Source organism: Lysinibacillus fusiformis, assembly GCF_016925635.1.
GTDB lineage: Bacteria > Bacillota > Bacilli > Bacillales_A > Planococcaceae > Lysinibacillus > Lysinibacillus fusiformis_F.
Genome location: NZ_CP070490.1, coordinates 2,537,487 through 2,551,115 on the forward strand (window position 1 = coordinate 2,537,487; position 13,629 = coordinate 2,551,115).

Annotated in this window: 15 protein-coding genes and 1 pseudogene; 13 read left to right on the forward strand and 3 right to left on the reverse strand. The window is 36.5% G+C overall.

Features of this window, described 5'->3' with window-relative positions; genetic code table 11:
- Positions 1–49: 49 nt before the first annotated feature.
- From JTI58_RS12340 to JTI58_RS12350, 3 genes are all read left to right on the forward strand, one after another.
- A complete protein-coding gene (locus JTI58_RS12340) occupies positions 50–607 on the forward strand; it encodes a metallophosphoesterase (RefSeq protein ID WP_205441215.1) in 558 nt (185 codons plus the stop codon).
- A gap of 83 nt (positions 608–690) precedes the next feature.
- Positions 691–1,416: a hypothetical protein gene (locus tag JTI58_RS12345; RefSeq protein WP_205441216.1), complete on the forward strand. Its 726-nt coding sequence runs from the start codon at positions 691–693 to the stop codon at positions 1,414–1,416.
- A complete protein-coding gene (locus JTI58_RS12350) occupies positions 1,409–1,963 on the forward strand; it encodes a hypothetical protein (protein WP_205441217.1) in 555 nt (184 codons plus the stop codon). The genes JTI58_RS12345 and JTI58_RS12350 overlap by 8 nt, the downstream gene beginning before the upstream one ends.
- A gap of 138 nt (positions 1,964–2,101) precedes the next feature.
- On the opposite strand, the gene JTI58_RS12355 is transcribed toward JTI58_RS12350, so the two are convergent.
- Together JTI58_RS12355 and JTI58_RS12360 are read right to left on the reverse strand one after the other, a co-directional pair.
- Complete coding sequence (locus tag JTI58_RS12355; protein ID WP_205441218.1) at positions 2,102–3,157, reverse strand: LCP family protein; 1,056 nt, start codon at positions 3,155–3,157, stop codon at positions 2,102–2,104.
- Positions 3,158–3,304: 147 nt separating this feature from the next.
- Positions 3,305–3,940, reverse strand: coding sequence for a YigZ family protein (locus JTI58_RS12360; RefSeq protein ID WP_205441220.1), 636 nt, complete (start codon positions 3,938–3,940; stop codon positions 3,305–3,307).
- A 165-nt stretch (positions 3,941–4,105) separates the two neighbouring features.
- Between JTI58_RS12360 and JTI58_RS12365 the strand changes: the two genes are divergently transcribed.
- The 7 genes from JTI58_RS12365 (at position 4,106) to JTI58_RS12395 (ending at position 10,414) form a co-directional block, all read left to right on the forward strand.
- Positions 4,106–5,254, forward strand: coding sequence for a sensor histidine kinase (locus tag JTI58_RS12365; protein WP_205441222.1), 1,149 nt, complete (start codon positions 4,106–4,108; stop codon positions 5,252–5,254).
- Positions 5,255–5,289: 35 nt separating this feature from the next.
- The gene (locus tag JTI58_RS12370) at positions 5,290–5,964 is read left to right on the forward strand and encodes a response regulator transcription factor (RefSeq protein ID WP_004227590.1); all 675 of its coding nucleotides are present in this window, start codon (positions 5,290–5,292) and stop codon (positions 5,962–5,964) included.
- 285 nt (positions 5,965–6,249) lie between these two features.
- Complete coding sequence (locus JTI58_RS12375; RefSeq protein ID WP_205441224.1) at positions 6,250–6,795, forward strand: DUF3225 domain-containing protein; 546 nt, start codon at positions 6,250–6,252, stop codon at positions 6,793–6,795.
- 260 nt (positions 6,796–7,055) lie between these two features.
- Positions 7,056–7,898, forward strand: a complete 843-nt coding sequence (locus JTI58_RS12380; protein WP_205441226.1) for a DegV family protein — start codon at positions 7,056–7,058, stop codon at positions 7,896–7,898.
- A gap of 45 nt (positions 7,899–7,943) precedes the next feature.
- Positions 7,944–9,329: an ATP-dependent helicase ComFA gene (locus JTI58_RS12385; protein WP_205441235.1), complete on the forward strand. Its 1,386-nt coding sequence runs from the start codon at positions 7,944–7,946 to the stop codon at positions 9,327–9,329.
- Positions 9,326–9,916, forward strand: a complete 591-nt coding sequence (locus JTI58_RS12390; protein WP_205441237.1) for a ComF family protein — start codon at positions 9,326–9,328, stop codon at positions 9,914–9,916. The genes JTI58_RS12385 and JTI58_RS12390 overlap by 4 nt, the downstream gene beginning before the upstream one ends.
- 78 nt (positions 9,917–9,994) lie before the next feature.
- The gene (locus tag JTI58_RS12395) at positions 9,995–10,414 is read left to right on the forward strand and encodes a TIGR03826 family flagellar region protein (RefSeq protein ID WP_205441239.1); all 420 of its coding nucleotides are present in this window, start codon (positions 9,995–9,997) and stop codon (positions 10,412–10,414) included.
- A 240-nt stretch (positions 10,415–10,654) separates the two neighbouring features.
- On the opposite strand, the pseudogene JTI58_RS12400 reads toward JTI58_RS12395, so the two are convergent.
- Positions 10,655–11,035 (reverse strand): annotated as a pseudogene (locus JTI58_RS12400) (transposase); the annotation flags it as partial.
- A gap of 189 nt (positions 11,036–11,224) precedes the next feature.
- Here JTI58_RS12400 and flgM point away from each other — a divergent pair.
- The 3 genes from flgM (at position 11,225) to flgK (ending at position 13,626) form a co-directional block, all read left to right on the forward strand.
- The gene (flgM, locus tag JTI58_RS12405) at positions 11,225–11,485 is read left to right on the forward strand and encodes a flagellar biosynthesis anti-sigma factor FlgM (RefSeq protein WP_205441250.1); all 261 of its coding nucleotides are present in this window, start codon (positions 11,225–11,227) and stop codon (positions 11,483–11,485) included.
- 27 nt (positions 11,486–11,512) lie between these two features.
- Positions 11,513–12,013, forward strand: coding sequence for a flagellar protein FlgN (locus tag JTI58_RS12410; protein ID WP_205441253.1), 501 nt, complete (start codon positions 11,513–11,515; stop codon positions 12,011–12,013).
- A 65-nt stretch (positions 12,014–12,078) separates the two neighbouring features.
- Entirely contained in the window at positions 12,079–13,626 is a 1,548-nt protein-coding gene (gene flgK / locus JTI58_RS12415) for a flagellar hook-associated protein FlgK (protein ID WP_205441255.1), read from the forward strand.
- Positions 13,627–13,629: the final 3 nt, after the last annotated feature.

Sequence of the window (13,629 nt, forward strand, 5' to 3'; positions counted from 1 at the left end):
TAATCGTTATACCAGATCAAAATATAACTAAGGGACAAAAAGTATAGAGATGTATTTCACAAGTGACACACATTTCAATCATAAAAAAATACTGCTTTTTGAGTCACGTCCTTTTACTTCTATTGAAGAAATGAATGAAGCATTAATTAGTATTTGGCATTCTACCATTCAACCTAAAGACACAATATTTCATCTGGGTGATTTTAGCTTTGGAAATGTAGAAGAAACAATGGCTATCTTGCAACGTTTAAATGGAAAAATCCATCTAATTCAAGGCAATCATGATATCGATAAAAAATGGCAAAAAATACTTGGAGAAAATTTAATTGAGTGCTTTCATCCAATTGGCACACAGCCCACATATAATAAGCATCGTATGTGGCTAACACATTACCCGATGTGTATTGGCTTGCGCCCTCGTAAGTGGAGTATATCGGGTCATATTCATAGTACAGATAATCAGGATCTTAACCAGCTTAATGTAGGTATTGATGCAAGACTATGGAGACATAAACCATTCGGACAACCAATTTCAATGGATGAGCTTTGGAAGGTCATAGAGGAGAGGACACCATTAATAGAAGAAATATATAGATTAGTAAAGTAAGGAAGAACTCTGTTTTTATTTACTAGTTTCTCATCTATTATTCAGTGAAATAACTATTATCATAAAAAATCAGAGGTGATACAATGAAATCATTTGTTATAAATAGGAAATTTAGTTTATTTAATGATGGTACTAATCATATCAGTCAACACTATTTCTCTTTATTTATAGACAGTACGCGAATGAAAATGCCAGTAAAAGCAATGTCTCACTTATTCTATACTTTTGTTGCTTATGAAGAGGAATATGAGCCTCACCATTTGTTTGAAGAAGCATTCGTAGATCTTGAAATGGCGTTAATAGAACTGCAACAATTAATAAAGGATATTCATTTAACAACAGCATCTGATACTGTTTTCGAACTCGGCATGCTATATGAATTTATTGAATCTTTTATTCAAAAACACAACACATTATATCCAAAAAAGAATAACAAAGTGTTGGAGCATATCCATTCTAGTCTGATCATTGATTTAATTGAGCTCTTTTCACGATTATCCGACTTATCAATTTCCACTGAACCATTCTATAAAGGTATTCAAGCATTATGTCACGCTGTAAAGCAAAAATCTGAGATATACAAGGAAATAGCATATAACAGAATGGAAATACGTTTTCCATGTTGGTTAGAGGTTGAGCAAATGATTATTTACCACCATTTAGCGGAAAATTTGTGGCTATCACTTAATAGGTTATCATTAAATCCTATTAGTAGTGATTTTAAAGGGGATCTTCAATTTTATTACGATGATATTTTAGGTCATAATTTCCATTGGATGTTTCAGAGGGAGATGGGGAATTTTGAATAATATATATGAATTGGTTAGCGAAAAAACGCTAGAATTACGTCTTTTTTGTGATGAGCAAGGAATCTCTTTCCCAATCTATGAATCAGCATTTGAATTATTATCAAAGGATGCATCAATGCATTCTCTTTTAAAAATCAGTGAAAGACTTAAGTACCATTCAATATCCTCTCTAAAACAAAAAGAACTACAACAACTGTATCATTGGTTTTCGGATTTACATGACATCAACAAAGAAAATCCAGTTATCTTAAAAAGCTATTTTATTTATATAAAACAAATATATTTATTAATCATAGAAGCTCAAACATTGTACTACCAACGGTTAACTAATATAACATCCAAAATATCCTTTTATCAAGAGTCCCTTCTATTAAAAAGTGCATCTCGGCTTCAAACATTAGAGGCGATGAAACGTATGGAGCTTTTTTTCTGTGATATTTTGCAACCATCAATTAAATCTGATCAATTGAAATTATACACTCTTATTGATTATGCAAAAATAGGCGTCAATTTATCATCGGAAAGTGGTGGTCTGATAAAGAGGTGAAGCATTTAATTTTTCGTCAAAGCTTTCAGCAAGGTATTGAAAACCTATAATGGTTCATTTAATTCAGTTATGCACATATTGATGAAAAAGACCATAGACAAGATTACTTGTCTATGGTCTAAAAGTCTTTACATTTATCTATTCAATAACTGAATTGTCATCACTACTAGCAGCACTATCTGTTCCTGTATTGCCACTTGTTAGGCTCGATGATTGCTCGTTTAGGCCAAGATGGTTTTTGAAAATCTCTTTTGTTTCTTCAACAGAATCTTGATTTAACTGGTAATAATAAATACCAGTAGATGTATCATCCGTGCCATCTAATGTTAAGGAATCGATACGTGGTGCACCTTTTGATAAATAAGATAAGAAGGACTTCATTTCAGTGAATGTCATATCTGTTTTCATATTATCACCAAGAGCTTTAATGACATCATCATATTTCGTAACGGACTTAACAGAAGCGACTTTTTTAATAATCGCAGAAAGAATTTCTTGTTGACGTTTACCACGCTCAATATCATTATCTTGTTTACGTGTTCTTGCAAGTGCAAGTGCCTCACTACCATTTAAATGCTGTAAGCCTGGCTGTAAGTTAATTGTAAACTTATCAAATTCATCTAATTCATGTAAAGCATATGGTACTTCAGCTTCAATACCACCTAAAGCATCGACTACATCAATAAAGGCATTGAAATTCATACGTACATAGTAATTGATAGGAATATCAAATAGTTCCTCTACTGTTTCAATCGTAGTAAGTGTTCCACCCATAGCATGAGCATGAGTAATTTTATCTTTATAACCTACTTTAGGAATATAAACGTATGAATCACGAGGAATACTTAGCATTTTAATTGTATGGGTTTTATTATTTAATGTAGCTAAAACGAGTGCATCGGAGCGTGAATGGTCTGAACCTTGCCCACGATTATCACTATCATCAACCCCTACAAATAAAATAGATACATTATCTTGTACAGGCTCTACTTTCTCTACACGTTGCGTAGAAACCTCTCGACCTTCTAACTCCTCATATGCTGAGTCTGCAGCATGCTCTACCTGTTTTGTAAGGTAAACAGCATAAGCCGTTACACAAATCACCAAGCTGGCAACAAGGAGTAGTGTAACTTTTATAATTAAGGAAGCTTTAGAAGATCTCTTTTTATTTGGACTAACAGATCTTTTTTTCATAATAGATATATTCTCCTCTAATTATTGGGAATAATAATGCGATGAAGCTAAATTTTATTCAATTTTAACTCAGTAGTTGTGTGGATAATAAAATAGCTTAACAAAAAAATTATACTATGCATATTTAGTTTCGACAATTAAAACTATTTAATTGACAATAAATTCTACAAATTGAGCATCTTCGAAAGTGGTGGAAGCCTGTCCATTAGTCATTTCTGTTATCCAACTTCGGAACTGTTCCTCTTCCTCTTTTGGCACAGAAACAATGATTTCAACACCCTCCAAATAGCGTATTTCCTCTAAAGTATATAATGAACTTCTTATTTCATTTTCGACTTTTCCTAGCCATGTATAGTCAATTGCTACTTTCATGAAATGATGCAGTTTACGTTCAACTACCTGTGCAGCAATCAATCCCTCTGTAGTTGCTTTTCCGTAAGCACGAATGAGACCACCACCACCGAGCTTAATGCCTCCAAAATAGCGAGTCACAACAACGACCGTATCTTTTAACCCTTGTTTTTTTAAGACCTCTAACATAGGGACGCCTGCTGTACCGCTAGGTTCCCCATCATCATTTGCCTTTTGAATATGATCATGCTCGCCAATAATATAAGCAGAGCAGTTATGTGTTGCATTATGATGCAATTTTTTTATACCATCTATAAAAGAAATTGCATCCTCTTCCGTTTCTGCACGTTCTATATAAGTAAGAAAGCGAGATTTGGAAATGACGATTTCGCTTTCACCATATCCTTTTACAGTTAAATAGTTTTCTCTCATTCGTATCAATCTCCTTTTAACTAGAGTTCTATTCTATAATTTTCATGAAGAAAAAGCATTAAATTTTAGCATGGTAATGCTATAATAGGTGTAGACTAGGGAATATGTGATTTTAGTCTATTAAATTAGTAAGTAATCATAAGACATTAGACTGGGGAGTATACTATGTTTTCAAATGATACCTTCGATTTAAAGTCGCTTGATGACATTTTCAATCGAATGTTAGATACAATCATGAGCTCAAAGGATGATATCTTTATTATAAGTGAACAAAGCCGCAGAAGCTTTGAAGATATGCAAAAAGAGCTAGAAATTGTTCGAAAACAAATATCAATCGTAATTGATGATGGCGATGCATTGGAAAAAAGTACGCAGCTTGCTAAGCAACGACTTGTATTAGTGAGTAAAGCTTTTGATAATTATACCGAAGAACAAGTTAGAGAAGCATATGAAACTGCACATGATTTTCAAGTAAAGCTCTCCGTTATTAGAACACAAGAAAAACAGCTACGGGATAAAAGAGATGATCTAGAGAGAAGATTAAGAGGATTACTCGATACGATTGAACGTGCTGATCATATTGTCAATCAGGTAAATGTCGTTTTGAATTACTTAACTTCAGATTTAAAAAATGTTGGTTTAGCCCTTGAACAAGCAAAAATGAAGCAAGATTTTGGGATACGTATTATTGCAGCTCAAGAAGAAGAGCGGAAGCGTTTATCGAGGGAGATTCACGATGGACCTGCTCAAATGCTTGCAAATGTACTTATGCGCACTGATTTAATAGATAGAACGTATCGTGAAAAAGGTATTGAAAAGGCATTGGCTGAAATTGCCGATTTAAAGAAAACGGTACGCAATGCTTTATCTGAGGTGCGACGTATTATTTATGATCTACGACCAATGGCACTTGATGATTTGGGAATTATTCCGACATTAAAGAAGTATTTATCGACAGTAACTGAATATAATCCAGGTGTTGAAATTCATTTCCAATCGAGAAGTACAGAAAAACGTATACCTTCAAATTATGAAGTATCCATTTTCCGATTAGTGCAAGAATGTGTAACAAATGCCATGAAGCATGGAAAGTGTAAAGACATTTGGGTGAAGCTTGAATGGTTAAAAGATGCCGTCAATATTGTTGTAAAAGATGATGGTATAGGCTTTGACCCACAAGTAGTGAAGGACCATTCCTTTGGGATTTTAGGAATGAAAGAACGTATTGAAATTTTAAATGGTACTATCACCATTACTAGTGAAATCAATCGAGGTACGACGGTATTATTTAAAATACCATTAGAAGTAAAATGATGTAACTGTTGCAGAAATTTAGGGGGTAAAGACAAATGACAAAGATTATTATTGTAGACGATCACCAGCTATTCCGCGAAGGAGTAAAACGCATTTTAGATTTTGAAGATACGTTTGATGTAGTAGCAGAAGGTGACGATGGCACAGATGTGGTTACGTTATATGCTGAAAACGAACCAGATGTAGTACTTATGGATATTAACATGCCAGGTAAAAATGGCGTAGAAGCAACGGCAGAGTTAATTACTGAATTTCCAGATGCTAAAGTGATTATGCTGTCCATACATGATGATGAAACATATGTTACACATGCATTAAAATCAGGTGCTCTTGGCTATATGTTAAAAGAAATGGATGCAGATGAAATCGTTGAGGCGATTAAAGTTGTTGCAAACGGTGGATCTTACTTACATCCAAAAGTAACAAAAAATTTAGTGGCAGAGTTCAAAAGACTTTCAGAACACGAAAATAAAGGTAACTTCCACCAAACGGAAATTCGTCGTCCATTCCATTTGCTAACGAAACGTGAATGTGAAGTATTACAGCTATTAACAGATGGCCAGTCAAACCGTACAATCGGCGAGACACTGTTTATCTCTGAAAAAACGGTTAAAAACCACGTATCAAGTATTCTACAAAAAATGAATGTGAATGACCGTACACAAGCCGTTGTAACAGCTATCAAAAATGGCTGGGTTGAAGTACGATAATTGCTAAAACTGTTTTTAAAAGCTACTTTCTATTGAAGTAGTTTTTAAAACAGTTTTTTATTGTTTTTTGGTAATAATTTGTATTGAGCTTACTTGATGAAGAACAGGTTATTCACAATTTTGTAACATTACTATTCGTACGTATAAACATGATAACTAGCAGATCATGCAACATTTTACAGCCTAATGCGTCATAAGGAAGATGTAGCACCTAAATGTTGAAAATGCACAACAAAATTCCTACGAAAGCATTTATATGCTACAATATGCGCGGGAGGTTTTTTGATGTTAAAGAAAAGTTTTCTAGCAGTTCTAATCTTATTAGTGTTAACTGCCTGTGGTAATAAAGATGAGAAGATGAGTGATGAAGAACGAGATAAAGTAATAGAGGATGGTACAGTTGGCTTTGAAATGATGGGTGGAAACGTAGAAAAGGCTGATAATGTACCAGCGGGAGATGAAAAAGCGATTTTAGCATCTTTTGATGAGTATATTGCTGCATTAAATGCTGAAGAAATTGATCGTTATATGAATACTATCTCGAAAAATCCAAAGGGTTTTAAATACGATGAAGAAAAAACATATGCAACAGAAGTATTTGAACAATTTGATATTAAGCGTGAAGTAGAAAATGTAACAATTGCCAAGTATGAATCAAAAGAGGCGCAAGTATTTGCCAACATGAAAATGCACTCACTTCAGCTTGAGACAAATGTCGAACATGAAAGTGCAGGACGTCAGGTAACAGTCTTTGTCAAAGAGGACAACGATTGGAAAGTGACAAGTGTCTTTTATATTGGTGACGACTCACAGTCAAGTACAGGAAATTAACAGAAGCTATCTTCATTCAACATAAGAATTGAGTGAAGATATGCCTATTATACATAGACAATGAATGTGAAATGGAAGCTAGCTTACTAGCATAACTCTAGAAGGACGAGAACGTGAATCCCACGTTCGTCATTCATTTCACATTCATTTCTTTTTGCTTTCCGTAGTTTGTGCGAAACCGAAGCGACAGTACAAACGAACAACAATTGCACCAAGAAGAAATAGATTGTAAACTAAGAATCATAGGAGAGTGGACATGGATGAGGACGGCAATCGTAACAGATAGTACTGCATATATTACAGCTGAGGAACGTGCACGCTTAAACATTCACATGATACCTTTAAGTGTCAATATCTCAGGTCAATTATTTGCAGAAGAAGTAGATATCACAGCATCTGAATTTTATGATAAGGTGCGTGGTAACAAAGAATTTCCCAAAACAACGCAGCCTCCAATCGGAGAATTTGCCGCTCTTTTTGATGAGCTAGCAAAGGATTATGATGAGGTAATTTCCATCCATTTATCGAGTGGTATTAGTGGAACATACCAAGGTGCAGTGCAGGCAGGTGAAATGGTGGAAGGTATTGATGTTTATGCCTTCGACAGTGAAATATCCTGTGCTGTTCAAGGCTTTTATGTTTTAAGAGCAGCTGAAATGGCGAAAGAGGGTCATTCAGCAAAAGACATACTTGCAGCATTAGCGGACATGCAGCAGTATATCCGAGCTTACTTCATTGTAGACGACTTAGCACATTTACAGCGTGGTGGGCGTTTATCTTCTGCGGCAGCATTAATCGGTGGTTTATTACAAGTAAAGCCTGTTTTACATTTTGTGGACAAGGTAATTGTACCTTTCGAGAAAATCCGTACACGTAAAAAGGCATTGAAACGTGCTGAGGAATTGCTAGCAGAGGATGCCAAAAAGTATGAAGCAATGGACGCTGTTGTCATTCACGGGAATTGCCCTGCCGAAGCGCAAGAATGGCTAGAGCAATTAGCCGCAACATACCCGAACGTAAACTTTAAATTAAGCTATTTCGGTCCTGTTATCGGTACTCATTTAGGTGAAGGATCGATGGGCTTAGGATGGACAAAAAAATAACGAAATGTAAGGAAGTCTCTACAACAAAAGTAGAGGCTTTTTTCTATGAAAGGAGAAAATGTAATGAGATATAGAGGTTGGTTGTTGCCACCAGCATTACGTGATTTTCATGAAGGACGTATTTGGTTAAAAGATCATTCACCATTTTCAGCAGAAGATATTGATAAAGCGATACAGCGAAAATACGTCAGTATAATAGAAGGAATTCAAATGAAGTCCGTTATGAAATGCAATCGTTGCCACAATACAGACCCGCAATTATTCACAAAATTCGATTGCTCAAAATGTCGACGAAAATGTGTGTATTGCCGACACTGTATAAAGATGGGTAGAGTAAGTAGCTGTACACAATTAATCATTTGGACTGGCCCCAAGTCGATAAAGATTAATAAGCACGCATTAAAATGGTCGGGTCAATACACCGAACTACAGCAACAGGCAGCTAATGAAACCTTAGCAAGTGTGAAAGCAAAACGATCGCATTTAATTCATGCTGTATGCGGTGCAGGCAAAACAGAGCTACTTTTTCCTACTGTCTATGATGCATTAAAGCGAGGGCTACGCGTTTGTATAGCTACACCACGTACAGATGTAGTGTTAGAACTGTATCCACGCTTTCAACAGGCTTTTCCTGAAACAATCATTCATGCTTTATACGGTGGAGCACTTTACCAAAATGGCTATGCGCAGTTTGTTATAGCAACGACCCATCAGCTCTACCGATTTGATAAGGCATTTGATGTCATGATTGTAGATGAGGCAGATGCTTTTCCTTATACATTTGATGAAACCCTACAAAAAGCAGTAGGAAAGGCTAAAAAGGAAAATGCTCCTCTCGTATTTGTGACAGCAACCCCATCATCATCCTTACTCCATACCTACCAGCAAGAAAGTTACTCTTTTATTCCAAAACGCTATCATAATCATCCTTTACCAGTTCCACAAGATCGTGCTTTATGGGGCTATGATAAATGCTTCAAGCGAGGTAAAATCCCCAACAGGTTGAAAAAATGGGTAGAAGAACGCTTACACCACAAGGAGCCCTTTTTATTATTTTTCCCAACAATTGCCTTAATGGATAGTGCAACACCTCTTTTACAAGAGTTAAATGAAAACATATTAGCTGTGCATGCTGCAGATCCAGAGCGGAAGGAAAAAGTGCTAAAGCTACGAAATAAAGAAGTTCCAGGCTTACTAACAACAACCATATTAGAAAGAGGCATTACAATTAGCAATGTACAGGTGGCCGTTATAGGGGCAGAGTCATTGATTTTTACTGCCAGTGCCCTCATTCAGATTGCAGGTCGAGTTGGACGAAATGTTCAATTTCCTGATGGTGAAGTCCTTTTCTTTCATCATGGTAATACGGCAGAAATGGATGAGGCATGTGCGAAAATTCAATTTTATAATAAGAAGGGCTTCTCTGAATGAATAAAATGGAATCCCGTTGTTTAATGTGTACACAGCCATTAAAAATAACTATTTCCTGGAAAATGATTTTAACTAAGCAATTCTCACCGACTCTATGTGAAAGATGTGTCGCTCGTTTTGCACCTTCACAATCTGCTACATCCCTCTATCAATATAATGAGGCGATGAAGGATTACTTACACCAGTTAAAATTTCTTCAAGATGTAGCGCTTGCAAAGGTTTTTCGACAGGAGCTTTATAATCGTCTCACCAAAGAAAAGGCGATTATTTTACCCATTCCAATGCACCCTCTTAAACAACAGGAACGTACCTTCTCACATACTGATGAACTATTAAAGGCAGCTCATATTCCTTTTATTCAATTATTAGAAAAGACAACGACAGAAACACAAAGCTCAAAAAATAGAGAGCAGCGTCTACATGTAGCTCCACTTTTTCGCTTAAAGGAGGGTGCTCAAGTCGAACATAAAAATTATCTTCTTTTTGACGATATAAAAACCACAGGGACGACTCTACAGCATGCTACAACTATTTTAATGCGTGCAGGCGCTAAAAATGTCCAATACTTCACATTAATTGAAGGATGAAAATGCCAATACATTATGTATAATAGTTAATGAGACAGCATTCGTAGATAAATTTGCTAGAAAGAGGAGGAAAGGCCAATGGCAGAGGTTCGTAATTGTCCAAAATGTAATGAATTTTTTAATTATACAGGAGTCCGAGAAGTGTGTCATAAGTGTGCACAATCAGAGGAGGAGCTTTATCAAATCGTTTATCGTTTCTTACGTAAACGTGAAAACCGTGCGGCAACAGTAGAACGTATTGTGGAAGCAACGGGAGCAGATAAAGATTTACTGTTTAAATGGGTCCGTAAAGGTCGTTTACAGCCAGCGATGTTTCCTAACCTTGGCTACCCATGTGATAACTGTGGCCACTTAACTTCAAAGGGTAAACTATGTACAAAATGTCAAGACGAGTTAAAATCGGACCTTCGTACATTTGAAGCAGCAAAGGAATTCCGCGAAAGTGTGCAACAGCGAGATCAAGCGACTTATCATGTAGATCGGGATAAGTCAAAGTAGCAATTCCAACAGATGCTAGGACAAAACTAGCTTATATTAGTGAGAAGAGGTAGGGACATAACTAAATTGTTCCTTCACAAAGCAGAATAATCTCTAAAATAACAAAACACGATAAATATAAGAACCGAACTATTCCGAAACACTTCATGAGCGTTTCATTGGATAGTTCGGTTTTTTTGTTTGTCGAAACATCCGTATCTCAACCTCTTTTCTATTTTTAACGTTGTCTCTTAATAGTCCTTAGCTACTGGCTGTGAACTTTCTTAAATTCACGGCCAGTAATGCGAGCCCCATTTCGCTTGCTATCCTCGATTTTCCTCTTACAGAAAATCGAGTGAAACCCAAATTAGCCTTCAAGAATCCAAAAAACTGGTTCCACGTCGATTTTGCGTTTTCGATAAATAGCATTCGTTTTCTCCTCTGAAAGCTTGGCTCTAACATATTCTTTTGCTGTTCCCATTTTTCATTCAACATGATTTTCCGATTGGTGCCTTCTTTTGCTTTTGTACAAGATGAACGGAATGGACATCCTGAACAGTCTTCACACTCGTAGATGTTGAACGTACGTTGGAAGCCTGTACGATCATTCCATACAGATTGATACTTCAATTCTAGACGTTTCTGATGAGGGCATGCTTATAGCCCTTTAATTTAAAAATAATAGACAAAGTCGAAAAAATCGACTTTGTCTATAGTCTGGGATGACTCTAAAATTTTTTTTGGAGTCATCTTTTTTTATGTAAAACCTTCACATTTTGTAAGACAATCCGAAATAATAATAAGTTAAGCTTTTTAGATAGGAGGGGAATTATGAAAATTACATCTTATGGTGTCAATGCTGTGAACGCCTATAAAAATCAAACTCGTAACGTTAAATCCACGGAAAATAAAACATCCTTTGCCGATAAAATTGAAATTTCAAAGGCAGCGCAGGAAATGCAAGGTTTTTCCACATACGGTTCAGAGCGTGCTGACCGAATGCAACAGCTCAAGGCAGATATCGATTCCGGCGCTTACAAAGTCAATGCGCGTCAAGTTGCAAAAGATATGTTGAAATATTATCGTTTCTAGAGAATAGCAGAAAGGGTGTTAAGCAAGATGTCTATAGAAGTGATTTTTTCTACATTAACCAAGCTAGAACGAATGCATAAAAGTTTACTCGAACTAGCCTTTAAAAAAACAGAAATCATTAAAGTGGGTGACATACAAGCACTCGACCAAATGCTAAAGGATGAGCAGGCACATGTAGCGGCTATTGATAAGCTCGAGCAACAGCGTCAAATACAGGTAACGGAGTACCTGGGAGCGAAAGGGTTCGCTCCTACTGACAAAATGACTGTCGCCGATGTCATTGAGGCTGCTGAACAAGAGTCTGAAAAAGAAACCCTTTCAGTCGTTCGCAATCGTCTATTACTCGTTATTGATAACTTACGTAAACAAAATGATTTAAATCAAAAATTAGTATTCCAGTCACTACAATTTGTGAATCTCACATTAGATGCGCTACGTCCACGCCCAGAGCAATTTAATTACTCTGGCAATGAGGTACGTGGCACCAATACCGTTACAAAAAAATCATATTTCGATTCTCAAGCATAGATTTTTGCACTTGTGCAGAAAGCGGATGCTTGATTTACTTGATCGAGGAAAAGGAAGGAAAAAGAATGCGCTCTACATTTATGGGCTTAGAGACAAGCCGAAGCGGTTTATTCACACAGCAATCAGCTTTATATACAACGGGACATAATATTTCAAATGCCAATACACTAGGCTACTCCCGCCAGCGTGTCAACATGCAAGCAACACCCGGTTTTCCAACGGCAGGATTAAACACACCTTATTTTCCAGGACATATGGGGACAGGGGTAGAAGCACATTCGGTTCAGCGTATACGTGATGAATTCGTCGACCGTCAATTCCGCCAAGAAACAAATAAACTCGGTTACTGGCAATCGACAACCAAATCGATTTCGCAAATGGAAGATATTATGTCCGAGCCATCCGAGTTTGGGATTAATCAAGCGTTTACTGAATTTTGGAAGTCAATGGAAGACGTAATAGCTGACCCTAAGGATACGGCAGCGCGTCAAGTTATGATTTCAAAAGGGCAGTCGTTAGCAGAGTCATTCAACTATATGGATACACAGTTAAAGTTAATTCAAGGAAATATAGGAAATGAAATCAATGTCGTAACAGGCGAAGCGAACAGCCTATTAAAACAAATTGCCGATTTAAACAGGCAAATTCAATCAATCGAGCCGAATGGCTATATGCCGAACGATTTATATGATGCACGTGACATTTTATTAGATCGATTAAATGAAATTATTCCTGTATCCATTTCGTATGAGAAATCGGGCGGTAATGCCTTGGCAATTGCTGAAGGAAGCATGACAGTTATTTTTAGACCAACCAATGGAAGTGCAGCGATTGAACTTGTAAAAGGGAAGGACTACACGACACTACAAACGCTAGATACAGCAGATCAAGCAATAAATGGAGAAGTCGATGAACCTAATACAAATGGCTATTTTGGATTTAAAGAGATTAGTGTAGTTGGTATTGATGGCACTACTTCTCCAATTAATTATAATCAGTTAGAACCAAGTAAAGGGAAACTTCTATCGTTGATCGATGCTTACGGTCATAGTAATGGAAAAGGGATTTATCCTGAGATGCTAACACAACTGGACTTATTAGCAAATGAGTTTGCAACAGTGTTTAATACTCAGCATAAATTAGGGGCTGATTTAAACGGTGATATGGGTGAAGACTTCTTTGTTATCAACAATACGACTAGTACAGCAATTACGGCACGCAATATTTCAGTTGGCATTAAGGAGCCTAAAAAATTGGCAGTTTCAGATACACCAGGTGAAGAAAGTAACAACAAAAACATGCTAACTCTTTCTGCATTACAATCTGCAGTCCAAGGAAATTTGCAAGGTGGTACATTCCAAACGTTTTACAAATCACTTATCGGTGATCTTGGCGTTAAAGGACAGCAGGCGAAGACATTAGAATTTAACACAACGACAATCCATTTACAAATCGAGAACAATCGTGCGGCTCATAACTCGGTATCATTAGACGAAGAGATGACCAATATGATTACATTCCAGCAGGCGTATAATGCTAATGCACGAATGATCACATTAATTGATGAAACTTTAGACAAAATCATCAACGGGATGGGCCGCGTAGGATTATAGGGA